Annotated in this window: 16 protein-coding genes and 1 pseudogene; 10 read left to right on the forward strand and 7 right to left on the reverse strand. The window is 70.6% G+C overall.

The features are described from left to right. Positions 1–36: 36 nt before the first annotated feature. The 3 genes from mfd to AB0N06_RS18550 form a co-directional block, all read right to left on the reverse strand. Positions 37–3,567, reverse strand: coding sequence for a transcription-repair coupling factor (gene mfd, locus AB0N06_RS18540; RefSeq protein ID WP_366135745.1), 3,531 nt, complete (start codon positions 3,565–3,567; stop codon positions 37–39). 402 nt (positions 3,568–3,969) lie between these two features. After that, a complete protein-coding gene (locus AB0N06_RS18545; RefSeq protein ID WP_366135746.1) occupies positions 3,970–6,552 on the reverse strand; it encodes an FtsX-like permease family protein in 2,583 nt (860 codons plus the stop codon). Continuing rightward, positions 6,549–7,337: an ABC transporter ATP-binding protein gene (locus AB0N06_RS18550; protein ID WP_366135747.1), complete on the reverse strand. Its 789-nt coding sequence runs from the start codon at positions 7,335–7,337 to the stop codon at positions 6,549–6,551. The genes AB0N06_RS18545 and AB0N06_RS18550 overlap by 4 nt, the downstream gene beginning before the upstream one ends. 379 nt (positions 7,338–7,716) lie before the next feature. On the opposite strand from AB0N06_RS18550, the pseudogene AB0N06_RS18555 reads away from it, so the two are divergent. The 3 genes and pseudogenes from AB0N06_RS18555 to AB0N06_RS18565 all read left to right on the forward strand — a co-directional run. Next, positions 7,717–8,139, forward strand: a pseudogene (locus tag AB0N06_RS18555) (MFS transporter); the annotation flags it as partial. 146 nt (positions 8,140–8,285) lie between these two features. Further along, entirely contained in the window at positions 8,286–8,705 is a 420-nt protein-coding gene (locus tag AB0N06_RS18560) for a DUF485 domain-containing protein (RefSeq protein ID WP_366135748.1), read from the forward strand. Continuing rightward, positions 8,702–10,312 (forward strand): cation acetate symporter, encoded by a 1,611-nt coding sequence (locus AB0N06_RS18565; RefSeq protein WP_366135749.1) that lies wholly within the window; start codon positions 8,702–8,704, stop codon positions 10,310–10,312. The genes AB0N06_RS18560 and AB0N06_RS18565 overlap by 4 nt, the downstream gene beginning before the upstream one ends. An 86-nt stretch (positions 10,313–10,398) precedes the next feature. Here the strand turns inward: AB0N06_RS18565 and AB0N06_RS18570 are convergent, their stop codons facing one another. Then, positions 10,399–10,809, reverse strand: coding sequence for an ATP-binding protein (locus tag AB0N06_RS18570; protein WP_366135809.1), 411 nt, complete (start codon positions 10,807–10,809; stop codon positions 10,399–10,401). 296 nt (positions 10,810–11,105) lie between these two features. On the opposite strand from AB0N06_RS18570, the gene AB0N06_RS18575 reads away from it, so the two are divergent. From AB0N06_RS18575 to AB0N06_RS18595, 5 genes are all read left to right on the forward strand, one after another. Continuing rightward, complete coding sequence (locus AB0N06_RS18575) at positions 11,106–12,020, forward strand: helix-turn-helix transcriptional regulator (protein WP_366135750.1); 915 nt, start codon at positions 11,106–11,108, stop codon at positions 12,018–12,020. Further along, complete coding sequence (locus tag AB0N06_RS18580; protein WP_366135810.1) at positions 11,983–12,123, forward strand: DUF397 domain-containing protein; 141 nt, start codon at positions 11,983–11,985, stop codon at positions 12,121–12,123. The genes AB0N06_RS18575 and AB0N06_RS18580 overlap by 38 nt, the downstream gene beginning before the upstream one ends. A 186-nt stretch (positions 12,124–12,309) precedes the next feature. After that, complete coding sequence (locus AB0N06_RS18585; protein ID WP_366135751.1) at positions 12,310–12,783, forward strand: hypothetical protein; 474 nt, start codon at positions 12,310–12,312, stop codon at positions 12,781–12,783. Beyond that, positions 12,780–13,433, forward strand: a complete 654-nt coding sequence (locus tag AB0N06_RS18590) for an SMI1/KNR4 family protein (RefSeq protein ID WP_366135752.1) — start codon at positions 12,780–12,782, stop codon at positions 13,431–13,433. The genes AB0N06_RS18585 and AB0N06_RS18590 overlap by 4 nt, the downstream gene beginning before the upstream one ends. A gap of 334 nt (positions 13,434–13,767) precedes the next feature. Continuing rightward, complete coding sequence (locus AB0N06_RS18595; RefSeq protein WP_366135753.1) at positions 13,768–14,802, forward strand: hypothetical protein; 1,035 nt, start codon at positions 13,768–13,770, stop codon at positions 14,800–14,802. 22 nt (positions 14,803–14,824) lie between these two features. Here AB0N06_RS18595 and AB0N06_RS18600 read toward each other — a convergent pair whose 3' ends face one another. The 3 genes from AB0N06_RS18600 to AB0N06_RS18610 all read right to left on the reverse strand — a co-directional run bounded on the left by AB0N06_RS18600 (position 14,825) and on the right by AB0N06_RS18610 (position 19,497). Next, positions 14,825–15,718 carry a cellulose-binding protein gene (locus tag AB0N06_RS18600; protein ID WP_366135754.1) on the reverse strand — a complete coding sequence of 298 codons (894 nt, stop codon included), beginning with the start codon at positions 15,716–15,718 and terminating at the stop codon, positions 14,825–14,827. A gap of 186 nt (positions 15,719–15,904) precedes the next feature. Beyond that, the gene (locus tag AB0N06_RS18605; RefSeq protein WP_366135755.1) at positions 15,905–18,514 is read right to left on the reverse strand and encodes an SUKH-4 family immunity protein; all 2,610 of its coding nucleotides are present in this window, start codon (positions 18,512–18,514) and stop codon (positions 15,905–15,907) included. Positions 18,515–18,519: 5 nt separating this feature from the next. Further along, complete coding sequence (locus AB0N06_RS18610) at positions 18,520–19,497, reverse strand: SMI1/KNR4 family protein (RefSeq protein ID WP_366135756.1); 978 nt, start codon at positions 19,495–19,497, stop codon at positions 18,520–18,522. A 301-nt stretch (positions 19,498–19,798) separates the two neighbouring features. Here AB0N06_RS18610 and AB0N06_RS18615 point away from each other — a divergent pair, with 301 nt between their 5' ends. Together AB0N06_RS18615 and AB0N06_RS18620 are read left to right on the forward strand one after the other, a co-directional pair. Beyond that, positions 19,799–20,323 (forward strand): YwqJ-related putative deaminase, encoded by a 525-nt coding sequence (locus tag AB0N06_RS18615; protein ID WP_366135757.1) that lies wholly within the window; start codon positions 19,799–19,801, stop codon positions 20,321–20,323. Between the two features lie 10 nt (positions 20,324–20,333). Then, the gene (locus tag AB0N06_RS18620; RefSeq protein ID WP_366135758.1) at positions 20,334–20,870 is read left to right on the forward strand and encodes an SUKH-3 domain-containing protein; all 537 of its coding nucleotides are present in this window, start codon (positions 20,334–20,336) and stop codon (positions 20,868–20,870) included. The last annotated feature ends 31 nt before the right edge of the window (positions 20,871–20,901 follow it).

Here is a 20,901-nt window from a genome sequence, read left to right on the forward strand (position 1 = left end):
CCGAGGAGGTGTTCCGGTCGCCCAGCGGGCTGTTGTTCACGAACCCAGAATCGTCGTGAGGAACTCCCCGGTCCAGGCGAGGAGTTCGCGGCCGACGACTGGCTTGCCGCCGATCCGGCCCGTGGTCGGGCGTGGAACCAGGATCTGGTGGAGAGCCGGCTTGATCACCGTCTTCGGGTAGAGGCGCTTCAGGCGCAGCTCCTGCGACTCGCGCAGCTCCACCGGGGCGAACCGGATGTTCGGCCCCTGGAGCACGATGTCGCCGACGCCGCAGGCGCGGGCCAGCATGCGCAGGCCCGCGACCAGGAGGAGGTTCTCGACCGGCTCCGGGAGCTTGCCGTAGCGGTCGGTGAGTTCCTCACGGACCGCCTTGATGTCGTCCTCCGTGGTGGCGGACGCGATCGCGCGGTACGCCTGGAGGCGCAGCCGCTCGCCGGGGGCGTAGTCGTGCGGAACGTGTGCGTCGACCGGGAGCTCGATCTTGACCTCCAGCGGCGGCTCCTCCTCGACGCCGCCTTCGAGCGAGGCCCGGTAGTCGGCGACGGCCTCGCCGACCATGCGTACGTACAGGTCGAAGCCCACGCCCGCGATATGGCCGGACTGTTCGCCGCCCAGAAGGTTTCCGGCGCCCCGGATCTCGAGGTCCTTCATCGCCACGTACATGCCCGCGCCCATCTCGGTGTGCTGGGCGATCGTGGCCAGGCGCTCGTGGGCCGTCTCGGTGAGGGGCTTCTCCGGCGGGTACAGGAAGTACGCGTAACCGCGCTCGCGGCCACGGCCGACGCGGCCGCGCAGCTGGTGGAGCTGGGAGAGGCCGAAGTTGTCGCCGCGCTCCACGATCAGCGTGTTGGCGTTGGAGATGTCGATGCCGGACTCGACGATCGTCGTGGAGACCAGGACGTCGAACTTCTTCTCCCAGAAGTCCACGACCACCTGTTCCAGGGCCTGTTCCGACATCTGGCCGTGGGCGGTCGCGATCCGGGCCTCGGGGACGATCTCGCGCAGGCGCGCGGCCGCCCGGTCGATGGACTCGACACGGTTGTGGATGTAGAACGCCTGCCCCTCACGGAGCAGTTCACGCCGGATGGCCGCGCCGATCTGCTTCTCCTCGTACGGGCCGACGAAGGTCAGGACCGGGTGGCGCTCCTCGGGGGGTGTGGTGATGGTCGACATCTCACGGATGCCGGTGACGGCCATCTCGAGCGTACGGGGGATGGGCGTCGCGGACATGGTGAGGACGTCGACGTTGGCCCGGAGCTTCTTCAGCTGCTCCTTGTGCTCGACGCCGAAGCGCTGCTCCTCGTCGACGATGACCAGGCCCAGGTCCTTGAACTTCGTCTCGGACGAGAACAGGCGGTGCGTGCCGATGACCAGGTCGACGGAGCCCTCGCGCAACCCCTCCAGGGTCGCCTTCGACTCGCTGTCGGACTGGAAGCGGCTCAGCGCCCTCACGTTGACCGGGAATTGGGAGTAGCGCTCGGTGAACGTGCCGTGGTGCTGCTGGACGAGGAGCGTGGTGGGGACGAGGACGGCGACCTGCTTGCCGTCCTGGACCGCCTTGAACGCGGCGCGCACCGCGATCTCCGTCTTGCCGTAGCCGACGTCGCCGCAGATCAGCCGGTCCATCGGGACGGACTTCTCCATGTCCTCCTTGACCTCGGCGATCGTGGTGAGCTGGTCCGGCGTCTCCGCGTACGGGAAGGCGTCCTCCAGCTCGCGCTGCCACGGGGTGTCGGGGCCGAAGACATGGCCGGGCGCCGCCATCCGCGCCGAGTACAGCTTGATCAGGTCGGCGGCGATCTCCTTGACGGCCTTCTTGGCGCGCGCCTTGGTCTTCGTCCAGTCGGCGCCGCCGAGCCGGTGCAGGGTGGGCGCCTCGCCGCCGACGTACTTGGTGACCTGCTCCAGCTGGTCGGTCGGGATGTAGAGGCGGTCGCCGGGCTGGCCGCGCTTGGCGGGGGCGTACTCGACGAGGAGGTACTCGCGGGTGGCGCCCTGCACCGTGCGCTGCACCATCTCGATGTAGCGGCCGACGCCGTGCTGCTCGTGGACGATGTAGTCGCCCGTCTCCAGCGTCAGCGGGTCGATGGTCTTGCGGCGGCGGGCCGGCATCCGACCCAGGTCCTTGGTCGCGGTGCGCTGACCGGTCAGGTCCGTCTCGGTGAGTACGGCGAGTTTCAGCGCCGGGTCGACGAAGCCGTAGTCGATCGCGCCGCACGACACATGGACGACGGACGGCGAGATCTCCGCCAGGTCCGGGTCGAGGCGGGCCGGGATGCCTTCGCCGGCGAGCACCTCGACGGTACGGGAGGCGAGCCCGTGTCCCTCGGTGACGTACACCGTGCGCCAGCCGTCGGCGAGCCAGCCCTTGGTGTCGGCGAGCGCACGGGCGGTATCACCGCGGTAGGACTCCGGGGCGTGCATCGTGAGCTTCAGGGTGTCTTCGTCGAGCTCGGCGTCGGCGGCGAACGGGGAGACCGACCACCACATCATGTCCAGCTCACGGGCCCGGTCGCGGACGTCCGCGATACCCCACAAGGAGGCGGCGCCGACATCGATCGGCGCCTCGCCGCCACCGGCGGTCGCCGCCCACGACGCCTGGAGGAACTCCTGGCTGGTGGCGACCAGGTCCGCCGCCCTGGTGCGGACCCGCTCCGGGTCGCAGACCAGCGCCATCGAGCCCTTCGGCAACACGTCGAGCAGCAGCTCCATGTCGTCGACGAGGACCGGGGCGAGGGACTCCATGCCCTCCACCGCGATCCCTTCGGCGATCTTGCCGAGCAGCTCGCCCAGCTCCGGGTGCTGTTCGGCGAGGGCGGCGGCCCGTTCGCGCACCTGGTCGGTGAGCAGGAGCTCACGGCAGGGCGGCGCCCAGAGGCCGTGCTCGGCAATCTCCAGCGACCGCTGGTCGGCGATCTTGAAGTACCGGATCTCCTCGATGTCGTCGCCCCAGAACTCCACCCGGAGGGGATGCTCCTCGGTCGGCGGGAAGACGTCCAGGATGCCGCCGCGGACGGCGAACTCGCCGCGCTTCTCGACCAGTTCGACCCGGGAGTACGCAGCCGCCGCGAGCGCCTCCACGGTCTCGCCGAGGTCGGCGCTCTGACCGATGCGCAGCGCCACGGGCTCCAGGTCGCCGAGCCCCTTGACCTGCGGCTGCAGCACGGAACGCACGGGCGCGACGATCACACTGACCGGCCCGGTCTCCGGGTCGTCTGCCCTCGGGTGCGCGAGGCGGCGCAGCACGGCGAGGCGGCGGCCGACCGTGTCCGAACGCGGCGAGAGCCGCTCGTGCGGCAGGGTCTCCCAGGACGGGAACTCGGCGATGGTGTCCGAGGGCAGCAGCGTCCGCAGGGCGGCGGCCAGATCCTCGGCCTCCCGTCCGGTCGCGGTCACGGCGAGCACGGTCCGCCCGGCCTCGCGGGCCAGTGCGGCCACGGCGAAGGGGCGGGCGGCCGCCGGGCCGACGAGGTCCACATGCATCCGGTGACCATCGGTGGCGGCCTTCACCGCTTCGGCGAGCGCCGGGTCACGTACGACGACATCCAGCAGACCGTGCAGGCTCATGAAGGGCTTCCGTCCGGGTAATGAGGGAGATTCCGGCAGCCGGCTGCTGCCAGGGGCAACGCGAAGGGCCCGACACGTATCACGGGCCGGGGGTTCCAGCGTACGACTCCCCTCCGACAGCCGCGCCCGCAATCCGGCTCAGCGGGGCGGATCCGACCGCTGACCGTCGGTGGCCGCCGGCACGCCGCACCCGACGAAGGTGGACATGCGTTCCCCGGGCGAGAGCGGGTACGCGTCCGGCCCCGGGGTGTTTGGAGGAACACCCCGGGGCCGGATCAGTCATCCTACGTCGGCCTCCGCCACCGTCCTGCGGCACACGGATCGGACGGGTCCGGCGACGAAGCCCGTGGAACCTCTCGGTCCACGGGCCTCTTCACGGTGCCGGTACTCAGACCGGCCGGTCTAATCCGTCGCGATCGCGTTCAGCACGTTCATCCGGCCCGCCCGGAACGCCGGGACCAGGGCGGCGAACAAGCCGACGAGGGCCGAGCCGACGAAGACCGTGAGGATCGTCGGCCACGGGATCTCCAGGACGCCGATGCCCTCCAGGGCCAGCAGCTTCTGGGCCGCCGTGCCCCAGCCCATGCCCAGGCCGAGGCCGAGGAGGGCGCCGAAGAGGGCGATGACCACCGACTCCAGGCGGATCATGCGGCGCAGCTGGCGGCGGGAGAGGCCGATGGCGCGCATCAGGCCGATCTCACGGGTCCGCTCGACCACCGACAGGGCCAGAGTGTTCACCACACCGAGCACCGCGACGATGATCGCGAGCGCCAGCAGGCCGTAGACGATGTTCAGCAGATTGCCCATCTGGTCCTTCAGGTCCTGCTTGAAGTCGGCCTGGTTCTGCACGGTGTACTGCGGGTACGGGGCGAGGGCGTCCTTGAGGGCGGCGTACGCCTCCTTCTCCTTGCCGTCCTGCGCCTTGGCGAACATGATCATGTTCTTCGGCATCTTGTCGGCAGGGACGTACGTCTCCGCGGTCGTGACGTTGGTGTACATCGCGCCCTTGTCGACGTTCGTGTCGTCCGAGGTGATCGCGGCGACCTTCAGCTTCGCCGTCTCGCCGTCCTTGAACGCGACGGTGATCCGATCGCCGACCTCGATCTTGTGCCGGGTGGCGTACGCGTCGCCCACCGACATGGCGTCCTTGCCGTAGGCGTCCGCCAGCTTGCCGGAGACCGTCTCGCGACGGACGTCGTCCCGGTACGTGGGCTCGACGGCGGCCAGGACCTTGTCCTCGGTCGAACCGTCCGGTGCGGTGAGCTTGGCGTCGACGACTTTGTAGTCGGTGACGTGCTCGACGCCCGGGGCGGCCTCCAGGGCCTTCGCGGCCTGCGGCACGATCGGCTGTCGGTTGCCGCTCGGCTGGACGATGAAGTCCGCGCCGACCGACTTGTCGAGCTCCTCGGTCAGCGAGGCGACCATCGATGAACCGACGACCGAGAGGCAGGCGACCAGCGCGAGGCCGATCATCAGGGCCGCTCCGGTGGCTCCGGTACGCCGCGGGTTGCGCAGCGCGTTGCGCTCGGCCATCCGTCCGACCGGGCCGAACATCCGCAGCACCACCGTGCTGAGCACCCGGACCACGAAGCCGGCCAGCAGCGGGCCGATCACGATGAAGCCGATCAGGGTGAAGACCACGCCCACGCCGAGGAAGAGCGAGCCTTCGCCCGACTTGTCGGCCCGCGTCGCAGCGAGGAGCGCGGCGCCACCGGCAAGGGTGAGGACCAGGCCGATCGCGGCCCGGATCCGGCCCGCGCGGCCGTCCGCCGGGGTTCCGGCGTCGCGCAGGGCGGCCATCGGGGAGATCTTCCCGGCCCGGCGGGCCGGGACGTACGCGGCGACGACGGTGACGATGACGCCGAGCACCAGCCCGAGCACCGGGGTCGTCCAGGCGATCGTGAGGTCCTCGGTGGACAGGTTCATGCCCATGGAGTTCATGAGCTTCATCAGTCCGACCGCGACACCGATTCCGGCGCCGACACCGAGGACGGAACCGACGAAGCCGAGGAACAGCGACTCGATCAGGACCGACCGGTTGACCTGCTTGCGGCTGGAGCCGATGGCCCGCATCAGGCCGATCTCGCGGGTGCGCTGGGCCACCAGCATCGAGAAGGTGTTGACGATGAGGAAGATGCCGACGAGGAAGGCGATCCCGGCGAAGCCGAGCATCGCGTACTTCATCACGTCGAGGGATGAGCCCATGGAGTCCTTGTTGGAGTCCGCGGCCTCCTGCTGGGTCTGGAGCTTGTACGCGGCGCTGTCACCGAGGGCGGCGGCGACATTCTTCTTCAACTGCTCATCGCTGACACCGGGCTTGGCGGTGACGGAGATGTGGGTGAAGACATCGGGCTTGCCGAGCAGCTTGACCTGCGCGGTAGCGGTGTCGAGGTAGACGACGGCCGCGCCCGGGTTGGTGACCTTGAAGGAGGCGATACCGCTGATCCTCGCCCTGATGTCGCCGGTGACGGCGATGGTGCGCAGCTCGTCACCGATCTTCAGGTGGTGCTTGTCCGCGGTGCCGGCGTCGACCATGACCTCGGTCGGACCGCGCGGTGCGTGGCCGGAGGTGATCTCCATGGAACGCAGCTCGTTCTGCGTCCAGTTGCCCGCGATCGTCGGGGCGCCGGTCGAGGAGCCCATGTTCTCGTTGTGGCTGTCGACGACGGTGACGGACATGCTGGAGACCGCGCCCTCGGCGGTCTTCACCCCATCCGCCTTCCCGGCCCGCTCGACGGCGGCGGCGGGCAGCGAAACGGGCTTGCCGTTCTCCGGCAGTTCGTCGACCTCTCCCGCGGCCTTGGGGCTGACGGTGACGTCGGCGGAGGTGGCGGCGAAGAGCTTGTCGAACGTGGTGTTCATGGTGTCGGTGAAGACGAGGGTGCCGCACACGAACGCCACCGACAGCAGGACCGCGACGGCGGAGAGCGCCATGCGTCCCTTGTGCGCGAAGAAGTTGCGCCTCGATGTCTTCCACACGGTCATGACGTCCGCCCGCGCGCGTCGAAGTCCTTCATGCGGTCGAGGACCTGGTCGGCCGTCGGGTTGTGCATCTCGTCGACGATGCGTCCATCGGCGAGATACAGCACCCGGTCCGCGTAGGAGGCGGCGACCGGGTCGTGGGTGACCATGACGATGGTCTGTCCCAGCTCGTCGACGGACTTGCGCAGGAAGCTCAGCACCTCGGCGCCGGCCCGCGAGTCCAGGTTCCCGGTGGGCTCGTCACCGAAGATGATCTCCGGCCGGGCGGCGAGCGCCCTGGCCACCGCGACGCGCTGCTGCTGGCCGCCGGAGAGCTCGGTGGGCCGGTGCTTCAGCCGCTCGGCGAGACCGACCGTCTCCACGACCTGGCGCAGCCAGCCGGCGTCGGGCTTGCGGCCCGCGATGTCCATCGGCAGCGTGATGTTCTCCAGCGCGTTGAGCGTCGGGAGCAGGTTGAACGCCTGGAAGATGAAGCCGATCCGGTCCCGGCGGAGCTGAGTGAGCTTCTTGTCCTTGAGCTGGGTGATCTCGGTTTCGTCGAGGTAGATCTCGCCCGAGCTCACGGTGTCCAGTCCGGCCAGGCAGTGCATCAGGGTCGACTTGCCGGAACCGGACGGGCCCATGATCGCGGTGAACTGCCCGCGGGCGATGTCCACATCGACATGGTCGAGCGCGACGACCCTGGTCTCCCCGGCGCCGTACGCCTTGACGACCTGCCGCGCCCGCGCAGCGACGGCCGTACGCTTTCCAGTGCCCCCGTGCCTGGGAATGGTTACAGCCGTTGTCACGGTGATTCTCCTCAATCGGTGAAGACGTCCTGGGTCAGGACGTCGATTCGAGATGGGCGCCGCTCCCTGAACGGGCGGCGCCGTGTTCGTACTCAAGTCTCGTGTCCGGACGTGGTCCGGCGCGCTGGTGCCCAGCGCAGTCTTGCGGTGGGGTTTTCCCCACCCCGCCCCCTGCGGTCACCCGCATTCGCGCTGTAGGAACACGTTAAGGAACGGGCCCTCGGCCCGACGTCCTCCGCCGGGAGGAACCGCCCCTGGACAGAAATAAGGAGCTACCCCTAGGGGTCTCAGCCCCCGGGTGGAGCCGGATCTCAGGGGTCCACCCCCGGGTTGCCCACGGACCGTTCCCGAGGCCCTGCCCGGCAGCGGGTGAGACAGCCCGCTGATCATCGGGGTCCAGTCGACGGTCGGATGGTCCGAACGCGGTACGACGACGGCTTCCGTACTGTTCTGCCGCCAGGTCGGCCAGAGTCTGGGCGCCGCACTCTTCGGTGCCGTCGCCAACGGGGTCCTCGCCTCCCGGCTCGCCGACGCGCCCGTCCCCGGGCTGCCGGGCGACCTGGACGCGATCTCGCACGCGCTGGACGACCCGGGCGCGCTCTCAGGTGCCGCGACGGACCATCTGCGGCGGGCCGTCGACGCCGCTGTCGACCAGGTGTACGTCGGGGCCGCGGTGGCCGCGACCGTGGCGCTGCTGGTGCTGGTCTTCGTGGCACCGCGCCGCTTCCCGATCCTCACCGAGGACACCGGAGCCGGTGCCGCAACCAGACCTGGAAGCAACACCGAAGCATCACCGAATTAGCCAACTTCTTTTTCACAGAGTGAAGTTCAGGCCAACCACTGCCCTACTGCCCTACCCGCGAGTAGTGTTCCCGCTCCCAGCAGCGCTCACGCGCTCTCCCTTGCAGTCCGCCCCGGGACCCGAGCCATGCAAGGAGCAGCACTCAGATGTCGTACGAGCTCCCGCACGTCGAACCGTCGCGCCGCCCCCCGTACGACCCCGATCTCCTTCTCCCCTGGCAGAGTTCGCCGCCGGCGCCCCCGCCCCGCCGTCCGACGCCGATCCGCACGCCCCTGCCCGCTCCCGGACGGCACAGCGATCTGCGCCGGCTACGCACCGCGTACCGGGTGCTGCGGCGGGTCGCGACCCTGACCGCACTCGGCTACTTCACGCTCTTCCTGGTGCTGTCCGGCTTCGCCCCCGGGCTGATGTCCCGTCCGGTCGGCGGCGGACTCAACGTCGGCCTGGCACTCGGCCTCTGCCAGCTTCCGGTGACCCTGCTCGCGATCGCCCTCTACGAGCGGACCGCACGGCGTACGGTCGACCCGCTCGCCGCCGCACTGCGAAGAACAGGAGCGGCCCGATGAACTGGATCGACGAGTCAGCGCAGGCGATGTCCCTCGTGGCGTTCATCGCGGTCGCCTCCGTCACTCTGCTGCTCTGCGTGATGACCGGCCCCGACCACGACGACCTCGCCGAGTTCTACACCGGCTACCACTCGCTCTCCCCCGTCCGCAACGGCCTCGCCATCGCGGGGGACTACCTCTCCGCGGCGACCGTCTTCGGCGCCAGCGGACTCGTCGCCCTCACCGGCTACGACGGGCTCGTGGTCGGCCTGAGCACCTCGCTCTCGCTCGTCCTTCTGATGTTCCTGCTCGCCGAACCGCTGCGCAACGCCGGCCGGTTCACCATGGGCGACGTGTTCGCCCGCCGCGCCCCCGGCCGCGCGGTCCGGATCACCTCCTGCGGCGTCACTCTCACCGCCCTTCTGCCACTGATGGTCGTCCAACTCGCCAGCAGCGGCGATCTGATGGCCTTCATCCTGGGATTCGACAGTTCCGGCTTCCGCACCGGTTCGATCATCGCGCTCGGGATCATGATGATCAGTTACGCGGCGATCGGCGGGATGAAGGGGACCGCCCTGATCCAGATCATCAAGACGGTTTTTCTCGTCGTCGCCTGTCTCACCATCTCCGCACTGGTCATGAACCACTTCGACTGGTCCGTCTCCGCGCTGCTCGCGGCCGCCCAGCGGGGCAGCGGGGCCGGGGCCGCCTATCTGCAGTCGGGGCTCCAGTTCGGCGGCAGCGGCCTCGACATGGTCAGCTCCGAACTGACTCTCGTGCTCGGCGTCGCCGCGCTGCCGCACGTCACCATGCGGATGACGGGTGCCCGCAGCGCGCGGGCCGTCCGCCGCTCGATGTCCTGGGCGGTCTCCGTGGTCGTCGGGATCTCTCTGCTGCTCACCGTGATCGGTTTCGGTGCGGCCGCGTTGGTCGGCCACGACCTCATCGTCGCCGCCGGGGCACAGGGCAACAGTTCGGTGCTCCAGGTCAGCGGTGTACTCGCGGGCAGCGGGAAGATCGGCGCACTGGTGCTCACGGCGATGACGACGGCGATCTTCCTGACCCTGCTCGCCTCAGTCGCCGGAATGATCCTGGCCTGTGCGAACTCGCTGGCCCACGACCTGTTCGTGCACGGGATGCGCGACGGGAGCAGGCGGCCGGTCGCGGACCGGACCGAGATGGGCGCCGCGCAGGCCGCGGCGGCCGGCGTCGGGCTGCTCGCCATCGTCCTCGCCGTGGCGGCCCGGCATTGGAATCTCCAGGCGCTGGTGACGCTCTCCTTCTGCATCGGGGCGTCGGCGCTGGCCCCGGCGCTCGTCTACAGCATGTTCTGGCGGCGCTTCACCCGTACCGGGCTGCTCTGCACCCTCATCGGCGGCACCGTCGCGGCCCTCGTGCTGATCACCGGCACGAATCTGGTGTCGGGTTCGCCCGGGTCGGTCTTCCCCGGACACGACTTCAACTGGTTCCCGTTCACCACGACCGGCCTCGTCTCGATCCCGGCCGGATTCCTGGCGGGCTGGCTGGGCACGGTGCTGCCCCGGCGGACCTCCGCCGAGGCGCGCCGGCGGTACGAGGTGGAGGAGCCGTGGATCCTCGCGGGCGCGCCGCCGGCCTCCCGCCGCTGAACACCGCCGCCATCGGCCGTGTCCGTCAGTAGGGAGGTGACGGGCTGCGGAGCCATGAATCGACCGGTAACCCTGGTATCAGTAAGTCAGGTCTCTACGACACAAGTTGTTGACGCGTGATATTCCGCCCACACCGTCTTCCCGACAGGAGTGCGAGGAGCCGAGCCCCACCGGTTGGCAAGGATGTCGACGAGGAACAGTCCACGCCCCGACTCCTCCTCGTCCGCAGGTGCCACGGGATCGGCGGACGGCCGGTCCGGGCAGGCATCCGAGACCTCGATACGGAACTGGCTCGCCCGCACTTCGTAGACCAGGCTCAGAAGGAAGTCACGGCCGGGCACCCGGCCATGACGTACGGCGTTCGCTGCGAGTTCCGCGACCAGCAGGGCAACGGTGCAGGAAGCGTCCGAACTCGGCGGGAACCCCCACTGTTCCAGGTGCCTCACGGCGGTCCGCCGGGCAAGCCGGGCGCCCCGGGGAGACGACGTGAACTGCATCGAGATGAGGTGCCGTTCGGCAGCCGAGGCCACGGCCGACGCCTGCCCGTGCGGCTGTGGAGTGCCATCCAATTCCCGCTTCGGGTCCTCGTCCGGCGGGGTCACTGTCCTGAGCATGGTGCGATCCATTCCGGTGGTTCGATCCATCGCACGTCCCCATGCGTGTGGGGGTCGTGACGTTCCGTACTCAAGATTCGTCCGATGGGCCTACGCTCGAAAGGTGACGAAGCCTTACCTTCCAGGCTGTAAGGAACGGAAGTGACGCCTTGGCCAAAGCAATCGATCCCCAGTCCTCGATGGCCGCGCTGTTCGGTTCACGGGTGCGCAAACTCCGTACGGCAGCGGGGCTGACCCAGGCCGAACTGGGCGAGAAGACACACGTCGTCAGCTCCCGGATCACCCAGATCGAGCGCTCGTCCGGGGCCAAACCGACGCTCGAACTGACACGGGCCCTGGACACCGCACTTGTAGCGGACAACCTGCTGATCGACCTGTGGCCGTACGTATATCGGGAGGCATTCCCGGACTGGTCGCGGGCGTTTATGGCGCACTCGGCGCGGGCGGTGTCGATCCGGCAGTACGCGGCGCACGTGGTGCCAGGTCTGTTGCAGACCGAGGCATACGCACGGGCGGTCCTGAGCGTTGGGCGATCGCTCAAGAACGAGGAGCATCTGGCGGAACGGCTGTCGGCCCGGCTGGAACGTCAAGAACGCCTTGATGCTCCCGACCGCCCCGATCTGTGGGTCGTTCTCGACGAAGCCGTATTGCGACGTCCCGTCGGCGGCTGGGGTGTCACGCGAAACCAGTTGATCCGACTCTTGGAAGTCGCAACAGAACCGCACATCACTCTCCAGGTACTGCCGTTCGATCAGGGCGAGCACGACGCCATGGGCGGCTCCCTTACCGTTCTGACGCTGCCGGACGGCACGGAAGTCGGCTACACGGAGGGCGCCCACTACGGCCAATTGATCGAGGATCCAGAGGAGGTCAGCCGCTTCGCGGTGACCTACGATCGGCTGCGGGCAGTAGCCCTGCCCCCGCTCATGTCACTCGACATGATCCGATCAGTGATGGAGGGCAACCACCGTGGAGCGAGTGTCCCGTCTCGATCTGACCGGCGCCGACTGGCGCAAGAGCAGCTACAGCAATCAGGAGGGGGGCGACTGCGTGGAGGTGGCAGACGGATTCCCCGGCGTCGTCCCCGTCCGTGACAGCAAGAACGTGACCGGCCCTGCCCTGGCGTTCCGAGTGGCCTCCTGGGCCGCGTTCATAAGCGAGTTGAAGACGAACCAGCGCTTCCGCCCCGGTCGTTAGCCGGCACTGGTTCGAGCTCCTGTGCCGAGCCGTGGTGCACCTTGCTGCCTGCCTTCTGCCCGGCCGCGTAGGCCGGCTGCCGCCCGGCAGCCCGCCTACTGATCACGGTTGCTTCGCTCCAGGAGCCCACAGCGCAGCAACGGTGGGCCCTGGGCTGGGTCGCGTTCCGCAACTAGAGTCTTGGCCGTGAACCGTGTTGCACTGCGCCTCAAACGCACCACCGACCAAGGCATCCACGACGACCTTCAGTTGCGACTCGGTGTGTGGCGGCACGTGTGCGACTCGTTTTACTTCGCCATCGACGAGACTCCGACGGCTGGCGCGGACGTGGCGCGACAACTCGCCCGCCTCCTCGAACAATGGGGTGAGCAAGTCCAGCAGCTGAGGCCGGCCGGGGGCACAGCCTTCCTGCCGTTCGACTTCTCCGACGAGTGCACGGGGTGGCTGCGCGTGACGTCCCCAGACGGGAACCGCGCTCGGATGGAGGCCGGCTGGAGCAGCATCGAGGGCTGGAGCTTCTACCCCTCAGACATCGCCGACACAGCCCGGAACGTCGCCGACTTCGAGCCTGTCACCAACACCGCTGTGGACTGCCGCCTTGAAGACCTGCTCGCCACCGTCGCCGACAACCGAATCGAGTTCGCCGTGAGTAGCAGTTGATCCACGACTTCGGGCCCGAGGAGCTCTCTCGTTGGTATCGGGGCCGCCTGGTAGGTGGCCCGTTCAGGCCATTCGACCAGGACGAGTTCGACGCCCTTGAACGCGAGGTCGGACTGGCCTTGCCGACGGCGTACCGCTCCTTCTTGGAGGTGGCGGGCGGAGGGAACCTGGCCTACTCGGTCCATCTCTCAGCCTGCGAGCCCGAACCGCTCCAGGGCTTCGACGACCTCTGTCAGTTGGGCCGTGACGACGCCGGTGAGTATGGCTGGGGCACTCTCATGGGCGAGTACCGGCGCAGTCGCGAAGGGTGGCTCGCCGAGAACGTCTCCCCGACCGGTCTCCTGCCCATCGCCCGCAACGGCGGCAGCGACACCCTCTTCCTGGATCTGAACCCGGCCACTCATGGCCAGCTCCATGCGTTCGTCCACTCCGTTCCCCTCCCCGGGTATCTGGGCAGCCATGTCTTCACGAAGGTGGCCGACGACTTCGACGCCTACCTCGACAGCCTGTTCGTCGACCCTGACATGGCGGAGGGCGCGTGGACCGATGTCGCCGACAGCAGTCCCTCCGATCCCTGGCGGAGGACCGTCGAGGAATGGCTGGACAAGGAACTGCCGGGCTGGCGGGCTGAAGCCTGGGCCACGTCCTGATCTTCAGGCACTCCCCTCAGGCGTCTTCCGGACCCTGGGGGCTTCGCCGGGCCGCGTCCGGACCGGCCGGGGCCCGGTCGGGAGCGGTGCTCCGGTGTCACCGGGGGCTCGTCTCCGAGGGGCCGGTGGGTCACGGACCTCCCCAAAGGACTTGGGGAAAGAACCACCTGCCCTCCCTCCCCTCCCAACTCGTCACCCGCACGGGTGACTTGGTTGCATATGCGGGGCGGGGCCGGTTACGTTCGCCGCGACAACCTCACACATGAAGACGGCCCCCGGCCGGGACGGCAATCCCGATCGAGGGCCTGACCAACCAGGAAGAAGCACCTTCCCAATGGCTGATTCGCAGTCTAACGCGCGCCCGCGCGCCGAAGCCGGAGCTCCGACCTCCGGCGTGATTCATGTACGCACGCGCCTCACCGCCCACTTCACCGTGATCACCAACGCCCTTGCGCAGCGCCCCGGAAGCGCGGTCACGGTCGGCGTCGCCGCATACATCCTCTCGCTGCCGGACGGCGCCCGCGTGAGCGTCGCCGCGCTGTGTGCGCACTTCACCGAGGGCGAGATCCTGATCTCGCGGGCACTCCGGGAGCTGGAGGACGCCGGATATCTGGAACGCCGCCGGGTGCGCGGGGCCAACGGCCTGATCCACACCCGGACGTACTTCTACGACGTGCCCGGCCAGGGAGACCGGCCCACTCCGCCGCCGCGTCCCCGAAAGCCTTCGACGGCGGAGGACATGCCCGCCCCGGACACTGAAACCGGATCCGCGTCCACGGGTGACGCCCAAGACGCCCCGGCACCTGCCCCTGAGTCCGGGGCAAGCACCGCCGCAGCTCCCGCATCCAGCGCTCCTGAGAGCGTCGAGGCCGGATGCGGAACTGCCGCCCCGAACAGCGGCGTTGCCCCTCCCCCGCTCTCTCTCGACGATGCCGATGCGCAAGCCGTCGTCATCCTCGCCTCGCTGCGCATCGTCAACCCGAGGCTGATCCTGTCCCGGCGCGAAGTGGCCGAGCTCGCCCCTGCCGTCGCCGAGTGGCTCGCGCGGGGCGTCGGTGCCGAGGAGATCACCCGGGCGCTCACCCGTGATCTCCCCGACCCGCTCCGGGCCCGCCCGTCGCGCATCCTGGCCTACCGTCTCGGGGAACAGCCCATCGCCGTACCCGCCACACCGCCGGACCGGCCGAATACCCTGCCCTGGCAAACCTGTGAAGGCTGCGAGCGCGCCTTCCGCGCCGCCCGGCCCGGCAGTTGCCGCGAGTGCCGCCACTGCGACGGCTCACCCGACATTGACGAGCGCACAAGAGCCGAGTCCATCGACACCATGCGCGCGGCACTGCGCAGCGCGAAGGACAGGCAGGCCGCCTGAACCGCCTCCGGAGGCCTACGGATCAGTTCCCCGCGGGCGCCACACGCCCGGTGAGCGCCGCAAGCGAATTGCGTACGTGCGTCATGTGCGCCTGCACCTCCTCGCGGCCCTCCTCGTGCTCCCGCAGGATCCGCTCGGTCTCCCGGACCATCCGCTCCTCGCGCACCCTGGCCGCCGTGATCAGCGCGGCGGCCTGCGCGTCGGCGTCCTCCTGGCCGTGCCGCGCCGCCTCCTCGGTCTCCGCCAGGGCCCGACGCGCCTCGGCCAGCCCGGCCTCCGCCCGGTCGATCAGCTCGTCGTGCCGCGCGGCCTGGGCTGCTTCGGCATCCGCCAGTTCGCGTTCGGCGGTCTTCCAGCGCTCGGTGTGCTCGTGCTCCTGGCCGGCCAGCACGCTCGCGGTACGGCGGCGGGTCTCCGCCATCGCGGCCTCCGCCTGGTCGCGCTCCTCTTCGGCTTCCGTGCGGGCAGCGGCGAGCATGGAGTCGGCGCTGTGCTGCGCCGCGGCCACCGTCTCGTCGGCGTGGGACCCGGCGGCCGACCGGATGGCGTCGGAGTCCGCGCGGGCGGAGTCGCGGAACGTGCGTGCCGCCGCGTCCGCCGCGTCCCGCAGCGCCTGCCCCTCCTCCTGCGCGGTGCTGCGTACGGTCTGCGCCTCCTCGTAGGCGAGCGCCAGGATCTCCTGCGCCCGCTCGCCGAGCGAGGCGTACGTCTGCGGGGCGAGCGTGGCGACGACCTCGGTCAGCCGTGCCGACTCGGCCTCCAGCTCCTCCGCCAGCGCGGTCAGCCGGGACGCTCTCTCCCACGCCTCGGTCCGCTCCGCCGACAGATCGGCCACTCTTCTGTCCACCTGCTCCGGGCGGTAGCCACGTCCTCGCACCACGACGAAGCCGTACGCGGACACCGGTGCAGCACTCATCCTTGAAGCCTCTCTCCGACTCTCCGACCACCAAGCAATACGCCAAGGATGCGGCAAATGGCAGAGAAGTCCGAATCCATTCGGTGGTTTCCCGGAGGGAAGCGACAGGTGTCACAGACAACAAAGCGCCCGGATCCCCTGGCGGGGTCCGGGCGCCTCGTGCTCGGCAGGTCGGGTCGGATCAGGTCAGATCAGGCCGTCCCACATCTGCTCCAGCAGCACCGACCACCAGCTCTCCGGCGACGCGAGCGCCGCCGGGTCCAGTGCCACCAGCTGCGCCTGGAAGTCGACCGTCCAGCGGCCCGCCTGCTCCGGGTTGAGGCCGAAGCGGAGCCGCCACATCCGGCCGAGGAGCGCCATCGAGCGCGTGAACTCCGGCAGGCCGGTGTTCACGAACTGCGGCGGCACCGGCTGCCCGCCGGGACCCGCTTCCACCGGCACGGCCACGATGTTCGCCGTGCCGTACTGGACACAGATCGCCCGCCCGAAGTCGGACCCCACGACGAGGTACGACCCCGCGTCGGCGGCCGGCTGCACTTGCCGCTGCGCGGCCAGCTCAGCCAGCGTCGGCACCACCGGCTGACCCGGCTGCGCCCAGAAGAACGGCCCGAAGTCGGCGGGCAGACCCGCCCACACCAGCGTCCGCGCCACGATCTCGGGCACGCCCTGGCGGGACACCGCGCGCTGGTCGAAACGGAGCACGCCCTGCGGTCCGAAGGCCTGCAGCATCTCCTCCGCGATGGCCTCCGGCGGGATCGGCATCGCGGGCGGCATCTGCGGCAGCGGGGCCCGCACCGGCGCAGGGCGCGCCGGACCGTCCGCGACCTGGTGCAGCTCACCCTGATGGGTGAGCAGATGCTGCATGCCCTGCTGGCGGCTGGCGTGATCGGTGCCGTACGGGGCGACGCTGGTGATCCGCACCTGCGGCCAGGTCTCCCGAATCATCCGCGCACAGTAGCCACCCGGCAGCTCGCAGGACTCCAGCTCGGTGTGGAGCTCGATGACCTGCTGCGGCGGCACGTTCATGGCCCGCAGCTCGTGCAGCATCTGCCACTCGGGGTGCGGGGTGCCGGGTGCCGAGCGGCGGATCAGCTGCTGCTCGCTGCCATCGGGCGCACGGAAGCGCAGCACGGCCTGGTAGCCGGGGCCGACGGTCGGCTGACCCGTCGGCGCCTGCGGATAGCCGTACGCCGGGGGCGGCGGGGTGTGCGGATTCGGCGGCACGGGACTGGGGGCGCCCCCCGGCGGCATGCCGGGGGCCCCGGGCGGGCCGGGCGGGCCGACCTGGGCAGGTCCCGCGAGCATCGTGGCCGCATGATGCGCGCCACCACCGGGCGGGGGCGGAGTCGACCCGGGAGGTCCGGGCGGGGCGGGAGGCTGCGGGGCGCCGGGGACGCCGGGCGGGCCAGGGGGCCTGGGCACGCTCGGGCCACCCATGCCCGGCTCGGCGAACATCGTCGCTGCCTGATGCACTCCGCCACCGGGCGGGGGTGGGGTGGATCCGGGAGGTCCGGGCGGGGCGGGAGGCTGCGGGGCGCCGGGGACGCCGGGCGGGCCAGGGGGCCTGGGCACGCTCGGGCCACCCATGCCCGGCTCGGCGAGCATGGTCGCGGCGTGGTCGAAGCCGCCACCGGGCGGCGGCGTCGACCCAGGAGGTCCGGGAGGCGCGGGAGGTCCAGGAGGCGCGGGCTGTCCGGGAGGTCCAGGAGGCGCGGGCTGTCCGGGAGGCGCGGGAGGCTGAGGTGCACCGGGCGGGCCGACCTGCGAGACGAGCTGCGTCGGCAGATACCCGCCCGCCGGGGCACCGGGCGCGCCAGGACCCGAGGGCGGCGGCACGGGCGCACCCGGCCTGGCGCCCGGCGTGCCGGGGGCGCCGGGCGGCGGCGGAGTGGCCGACCCGCCGCCGCGCGCACCGCGCGGCGGCCTGGTGGCCTTACTGGTGGTGGCATCGGCGATGTCACCGCTCCCGGGAGCCCCGGGGGCACCCGGCACGGGGGCGCCGGGTCCGGGCGCGCCCGGACCCGGCGGGTTCAGGCTGGGGGCGATCGCCGTCTTGGGCAGCCGGCTGCCGCCCGACATCAGCGCGGTCGGCGCTTCCGCGGAGACCACCGGCGGCGGGGTGCCGTCGTCATCGGCGCCCGAGAGCGGCGGCGCGAACACGGTGGCCGGCAGCGCGACCGCCCCGTCGTCGGAGTCCGCGTTGGTGTCGGTCCCGGCCCACGGGGTGGCCCCGGTGGGCACGCTCGGCGCGGAGGCCGGAACGCCGTCGGGGGCGGTGGGCTCATGCTCGTCCTGCGCACCGGCGCCCTCCCAGGGCGGCTCACCGGACGGCGTCCCGGAAGGGGCCGCCTGCGCGGGAACAGAAGGAGCCGGAGGCGCGGAAGGCGCGGGGGGAGGGTTCCCGTCGCGCTCCGCCCGCCGGTCCGGTATCCCGAGCTTGTCCGCCGCTTCCTGGAGCCACTCCGGCGGGCTCAGCAGGAATGACGTCTGATTCAGGTCGACACGCGCCGACGGCACCGGGGCCGGGGCCCCGGCGACCGTGCCGTACTCCTCCTCGTACCGCCGGATCACCTCGCCCACCGGCAGGCCGGGCCAGAGCGTCGCCTCACCGCTGTCGCGGGCGATCACCAGCCGCTGCCGGCCGCCGTCCGAGACAGGGCCCTCCGCGCGGTCCTCGGCCCACACCACGAAGCCCAGCTCGAACTCGCGTACCCGCACCTCGCGGTGCTGGTACGCGGGCACGTCCGCGTTGACCCACTCGTCCGCGCGCTCCTGCGCCTGCGCAAAGGTCACCATTGCGCTCACCCCTCCACCGGGACGGCCCGCGCGAAGCCGCCGTCCACCATCAGGTTCGCCACGGTCTCCAGCTCCGGCGGGTTGCCCGCCAGCCGCTGGAGGAAGGCGTCGAAGTCCGCACCACAGGGCAGCAGCAGGCGGTCCACGCGCTCCTGCACGCTCCAGCCGTCCTGGTCCCGGGCATCGTCGTACGCGCAGAACCAGACCGAGCCGACGCCATTGCCCCGGACCTTCACCGCGAGCAGGCCGCCCTGGACGAAGCCGACGCCCAGGTAGTCCTTGGTGAGGTGGTCACGCTGACACTTGTTGACGTACACCAGGTCGTTCACCGCGGCCTCGTCACGCACCGTGAAGAACGGCTGATCGACCAGGAGACCGAGCTCCGCGTCGAGCGCCGCACCGACCGGGGCCGAGCCGCCGGCCGCCTTCAGGAACGAGCGGTACGCGCCCGGCAGCCGGTAGCCGAGGTCCTCCTCGACGCCCTGTATCTGCTGCTCACTGACCGCGACCGCGCCCTTCGGGAGCCGGAAGTGCGCGGGCCGGGTCTCCTGCAGCGGACGCGTGCCCCGCTTGTTCTGGTCGACCGAGGTGGTCGCGAGACCACCGTGGTGCCGGAGCAGTGCCTTGACCTCGACCGGGACGAGCTCCATCCGCCGGCCGCCCGCCACATGGTGCCAGGTCCAGCCGTGCGGGGTGGCGACCGCCGGAATCGTGTCCCACAGTTCGTGGCCGCTCGCCGCCAGCGCCGCGTTGGCCGAGACGTAGTCGGTGAGCCGCAGCTCATCGACACCGAAACCCTGCGGAGGCTCGGCGATCTCGGCGGCGGCGCGCGCGTACGGCGTGAATACCGGGCAGCCGTTCTCGTCCACGCACACACCTCTGGGGTGGCGGGACGCCCGGACCGGATCCGGGAAGTGCACGACCTGCCCGGCGTAGGCCGCGTTCGGTGGCGCGGCTTGCTGCCCGAGCCGACCTGTCGTCATGGCGGTTGCCCCCTGCTGCGTCTGTCTGGTGAGGACCGACCTGCCCATGGGGACGGTCCGGGCACAGCCTATGCGGTGGCGCAACAGGGGGTCTCGCCCCTCCGCTTCCCTTCCGGTTCACTTCCGCCATCCGCTCCCCTTCGGTCACGAACCGTCACAACTGAGTGACGGACGAGCGTCGGTCAGGCCACTGTCCGCGACACGCAGACACGTTTCACCGACCCAGCTTCCCCACCGACTGGCACATTTGGCAGGCTGTCACCGCAACTCGGGGGGATTGCACGGGAGGGACATTCGCACCATGCACACAGCACAATCAGTCACATCCGGGGATCCGCGCCTCGACTGGAGCAGCACCGGAACGCCCAGCACACCTCGTCTCCACCAACGCCGCGACGGCATCCTGCCGGCCGTGGCCGCAGCGCTGTCCGTCCGCGGTGAGACACTGACCTGCACGGCGGGCAAGGGCGACCAGCCGCCCGTACTGCACCCGCTGGTCCAGGACTTCCTCGACACGCTCACCAGCGGGCAGCGCGAACGCTTCACCGGCCGCTGCCCCGAGGCGATCCTGCTCTCGCGACAGCTCACCGCCGCGGAGACCGGCCGGTCCAAGCGGGCCCAGCGCAAGCCGCTGACCAGCGGGGAGGCGCGGCGCGCACTGAAGCACTCGCGGCTGACCGCGCGTCGGATCCGCGAGGACGGCGACCCGATGCACGGCACTTACGCACCACCGTGCCGCTCCTGCACGGCGATGCTCGCCCATTTCGGCGTCCGTCCCGTCGACCTCACCACCACCAGCGCGGTGACCACCGCCGAGAAGGGCTGATCGCGCGCCGATGCACGACCGAACCGACCTTCCCCAGCAGAGCGAGCGCGCGACCCGTGCGGACCGCGCCTCCGCCACCCGCTTTCCCGCCGCCGTCGACGCCGCCCTGCGGACCGCGGGCTGGCAGCCGGGACGCTGGGACATCCGGCAGGCGGAGGAGTGGGCGGACGCGCTGCGCGCGCACACATCGCCGGCCGGACACGAGCACGCGGTGTTCCCGGCGGCGGTGGAGGCGTGGGCGGAGTTCGGCGGCCTGCACATCACGGCGCCCGCGCCGGGCCGGCAGATCGCACCGGCGTCGGTGCGGATCGACCCGCTGAGCGGACTGCACCTGGCCCGCACCCTCGGTGACCTCGGGCGGGCGCTGCAGACCGAGGTCAGCCCGCTGGGCGAGGAGGGGGACGGGCAGGCGGTCCTCGCGATCGACGCCGAGGGGCGGGTGTACAGCATCGACCACACCGGCGACTGGTTCCTGGGCGCGGACATCGATCAGGCCCTGGCGACGCTGGTCGGCGGGTTCCAGCCGGAGCGTCTGACGTCGAGCTGAGCGGGTTCCGGGGCGGGGGCGGTGAGGCGGG

Origin of the sequence: Streptomyces sp. NPDC051020 (genome assembly GCF_040683105.1) — a bacterium.
Taxonomy (GTDB): Bacteria; Actinomycetota; Actinomycetes; order Streptomycetales; family Streptomycetaceae; genus Streptomyces.

Coding starts and splice junctions, on each gene's coding strand:
- AB0N06_RS18595 (WP_366135753.1), top strand. CDS start 13,768: ATGGCTGATTCGCAGTCTAACGCGCGCCCGCGCGCCGAAGCCGGAGCT.
- AB0N06_RS18610 (WP_366135756.1), bottom strand. CDS start 19,497: ATGACGACAGGTCGGCTCGGGCAGCAAGCCGCGCCACCGAACGCGGCC.
- AB0N06_RS18545 (WP_366135746.1), bottom strand. CDS start 6,552: ATGACCGTGTGGAAGACATCGAGGCGCAACTTCTTCGCGCACAAGGGA.
- mfd (WP_366135745.1), bottom strand. CDS start 3,567: ATGAGCCTGCACGGTCTGCTGGATGTCGTCGTACGTGACCCGGCGCTC.
- AB0N06_RS18570 (WP_366135809.1), bottom strand. CDS start 10,809: ATGCAGTTCACGTCGTCTCCCCGGGGCGCCCGGCTTGCCCGGCGGACC.
- AB0N06_RS18620 (WP_366135758.1), top strand. CDS start 20,334: ATGCACGACCGAACCGACCTTCCCCAGCAGAGCGAGCGCGCGACCCGT.
- AB0N06_RS18615 (WP_366135757.1), top strand. CDS start 19,799: ATGCACACAGCACAATCAGTCACATCCGGGGATCCGCGCCTCGACTGG.
- AB0N06_RS18600 (WP_366135754.1), bottom strand. CDS start 15,718: ATGAGTGCTGCACCGGTGTCCGCGTACGGCTTCGTCGTGGTGCGAGGA.
- AB0N06_RS18605 (WP_366135755.1), bottom strand. CDS start 18,514: ATGGTGACCTTTGCGCAGGCGCAGGAGCGCGCGGACGAGTGGGTCAAC.
- AB0N06_RS18560 (WP_366135748.1), top strand. CDS start 8,286: ATGTCGTACGAGCTCCCGCACGTCGAACCGTCGCGCCGCCCCCCGTAC.
- AB0N06_RS18575 (WP_366135750.1), top strand. CDS start 11,106: ATGGCCGCGCTGTTCGGTTCACGGGTGCGCAAACTCCGTACGGCAGCG.
- AB0N06_RS18565 (WP_366135749.1), top strand. CDS start 8,702: ATGAACTGGATCGACGAGTCAGCGCAGGCGATGTCCCTCGTGGCGTTC.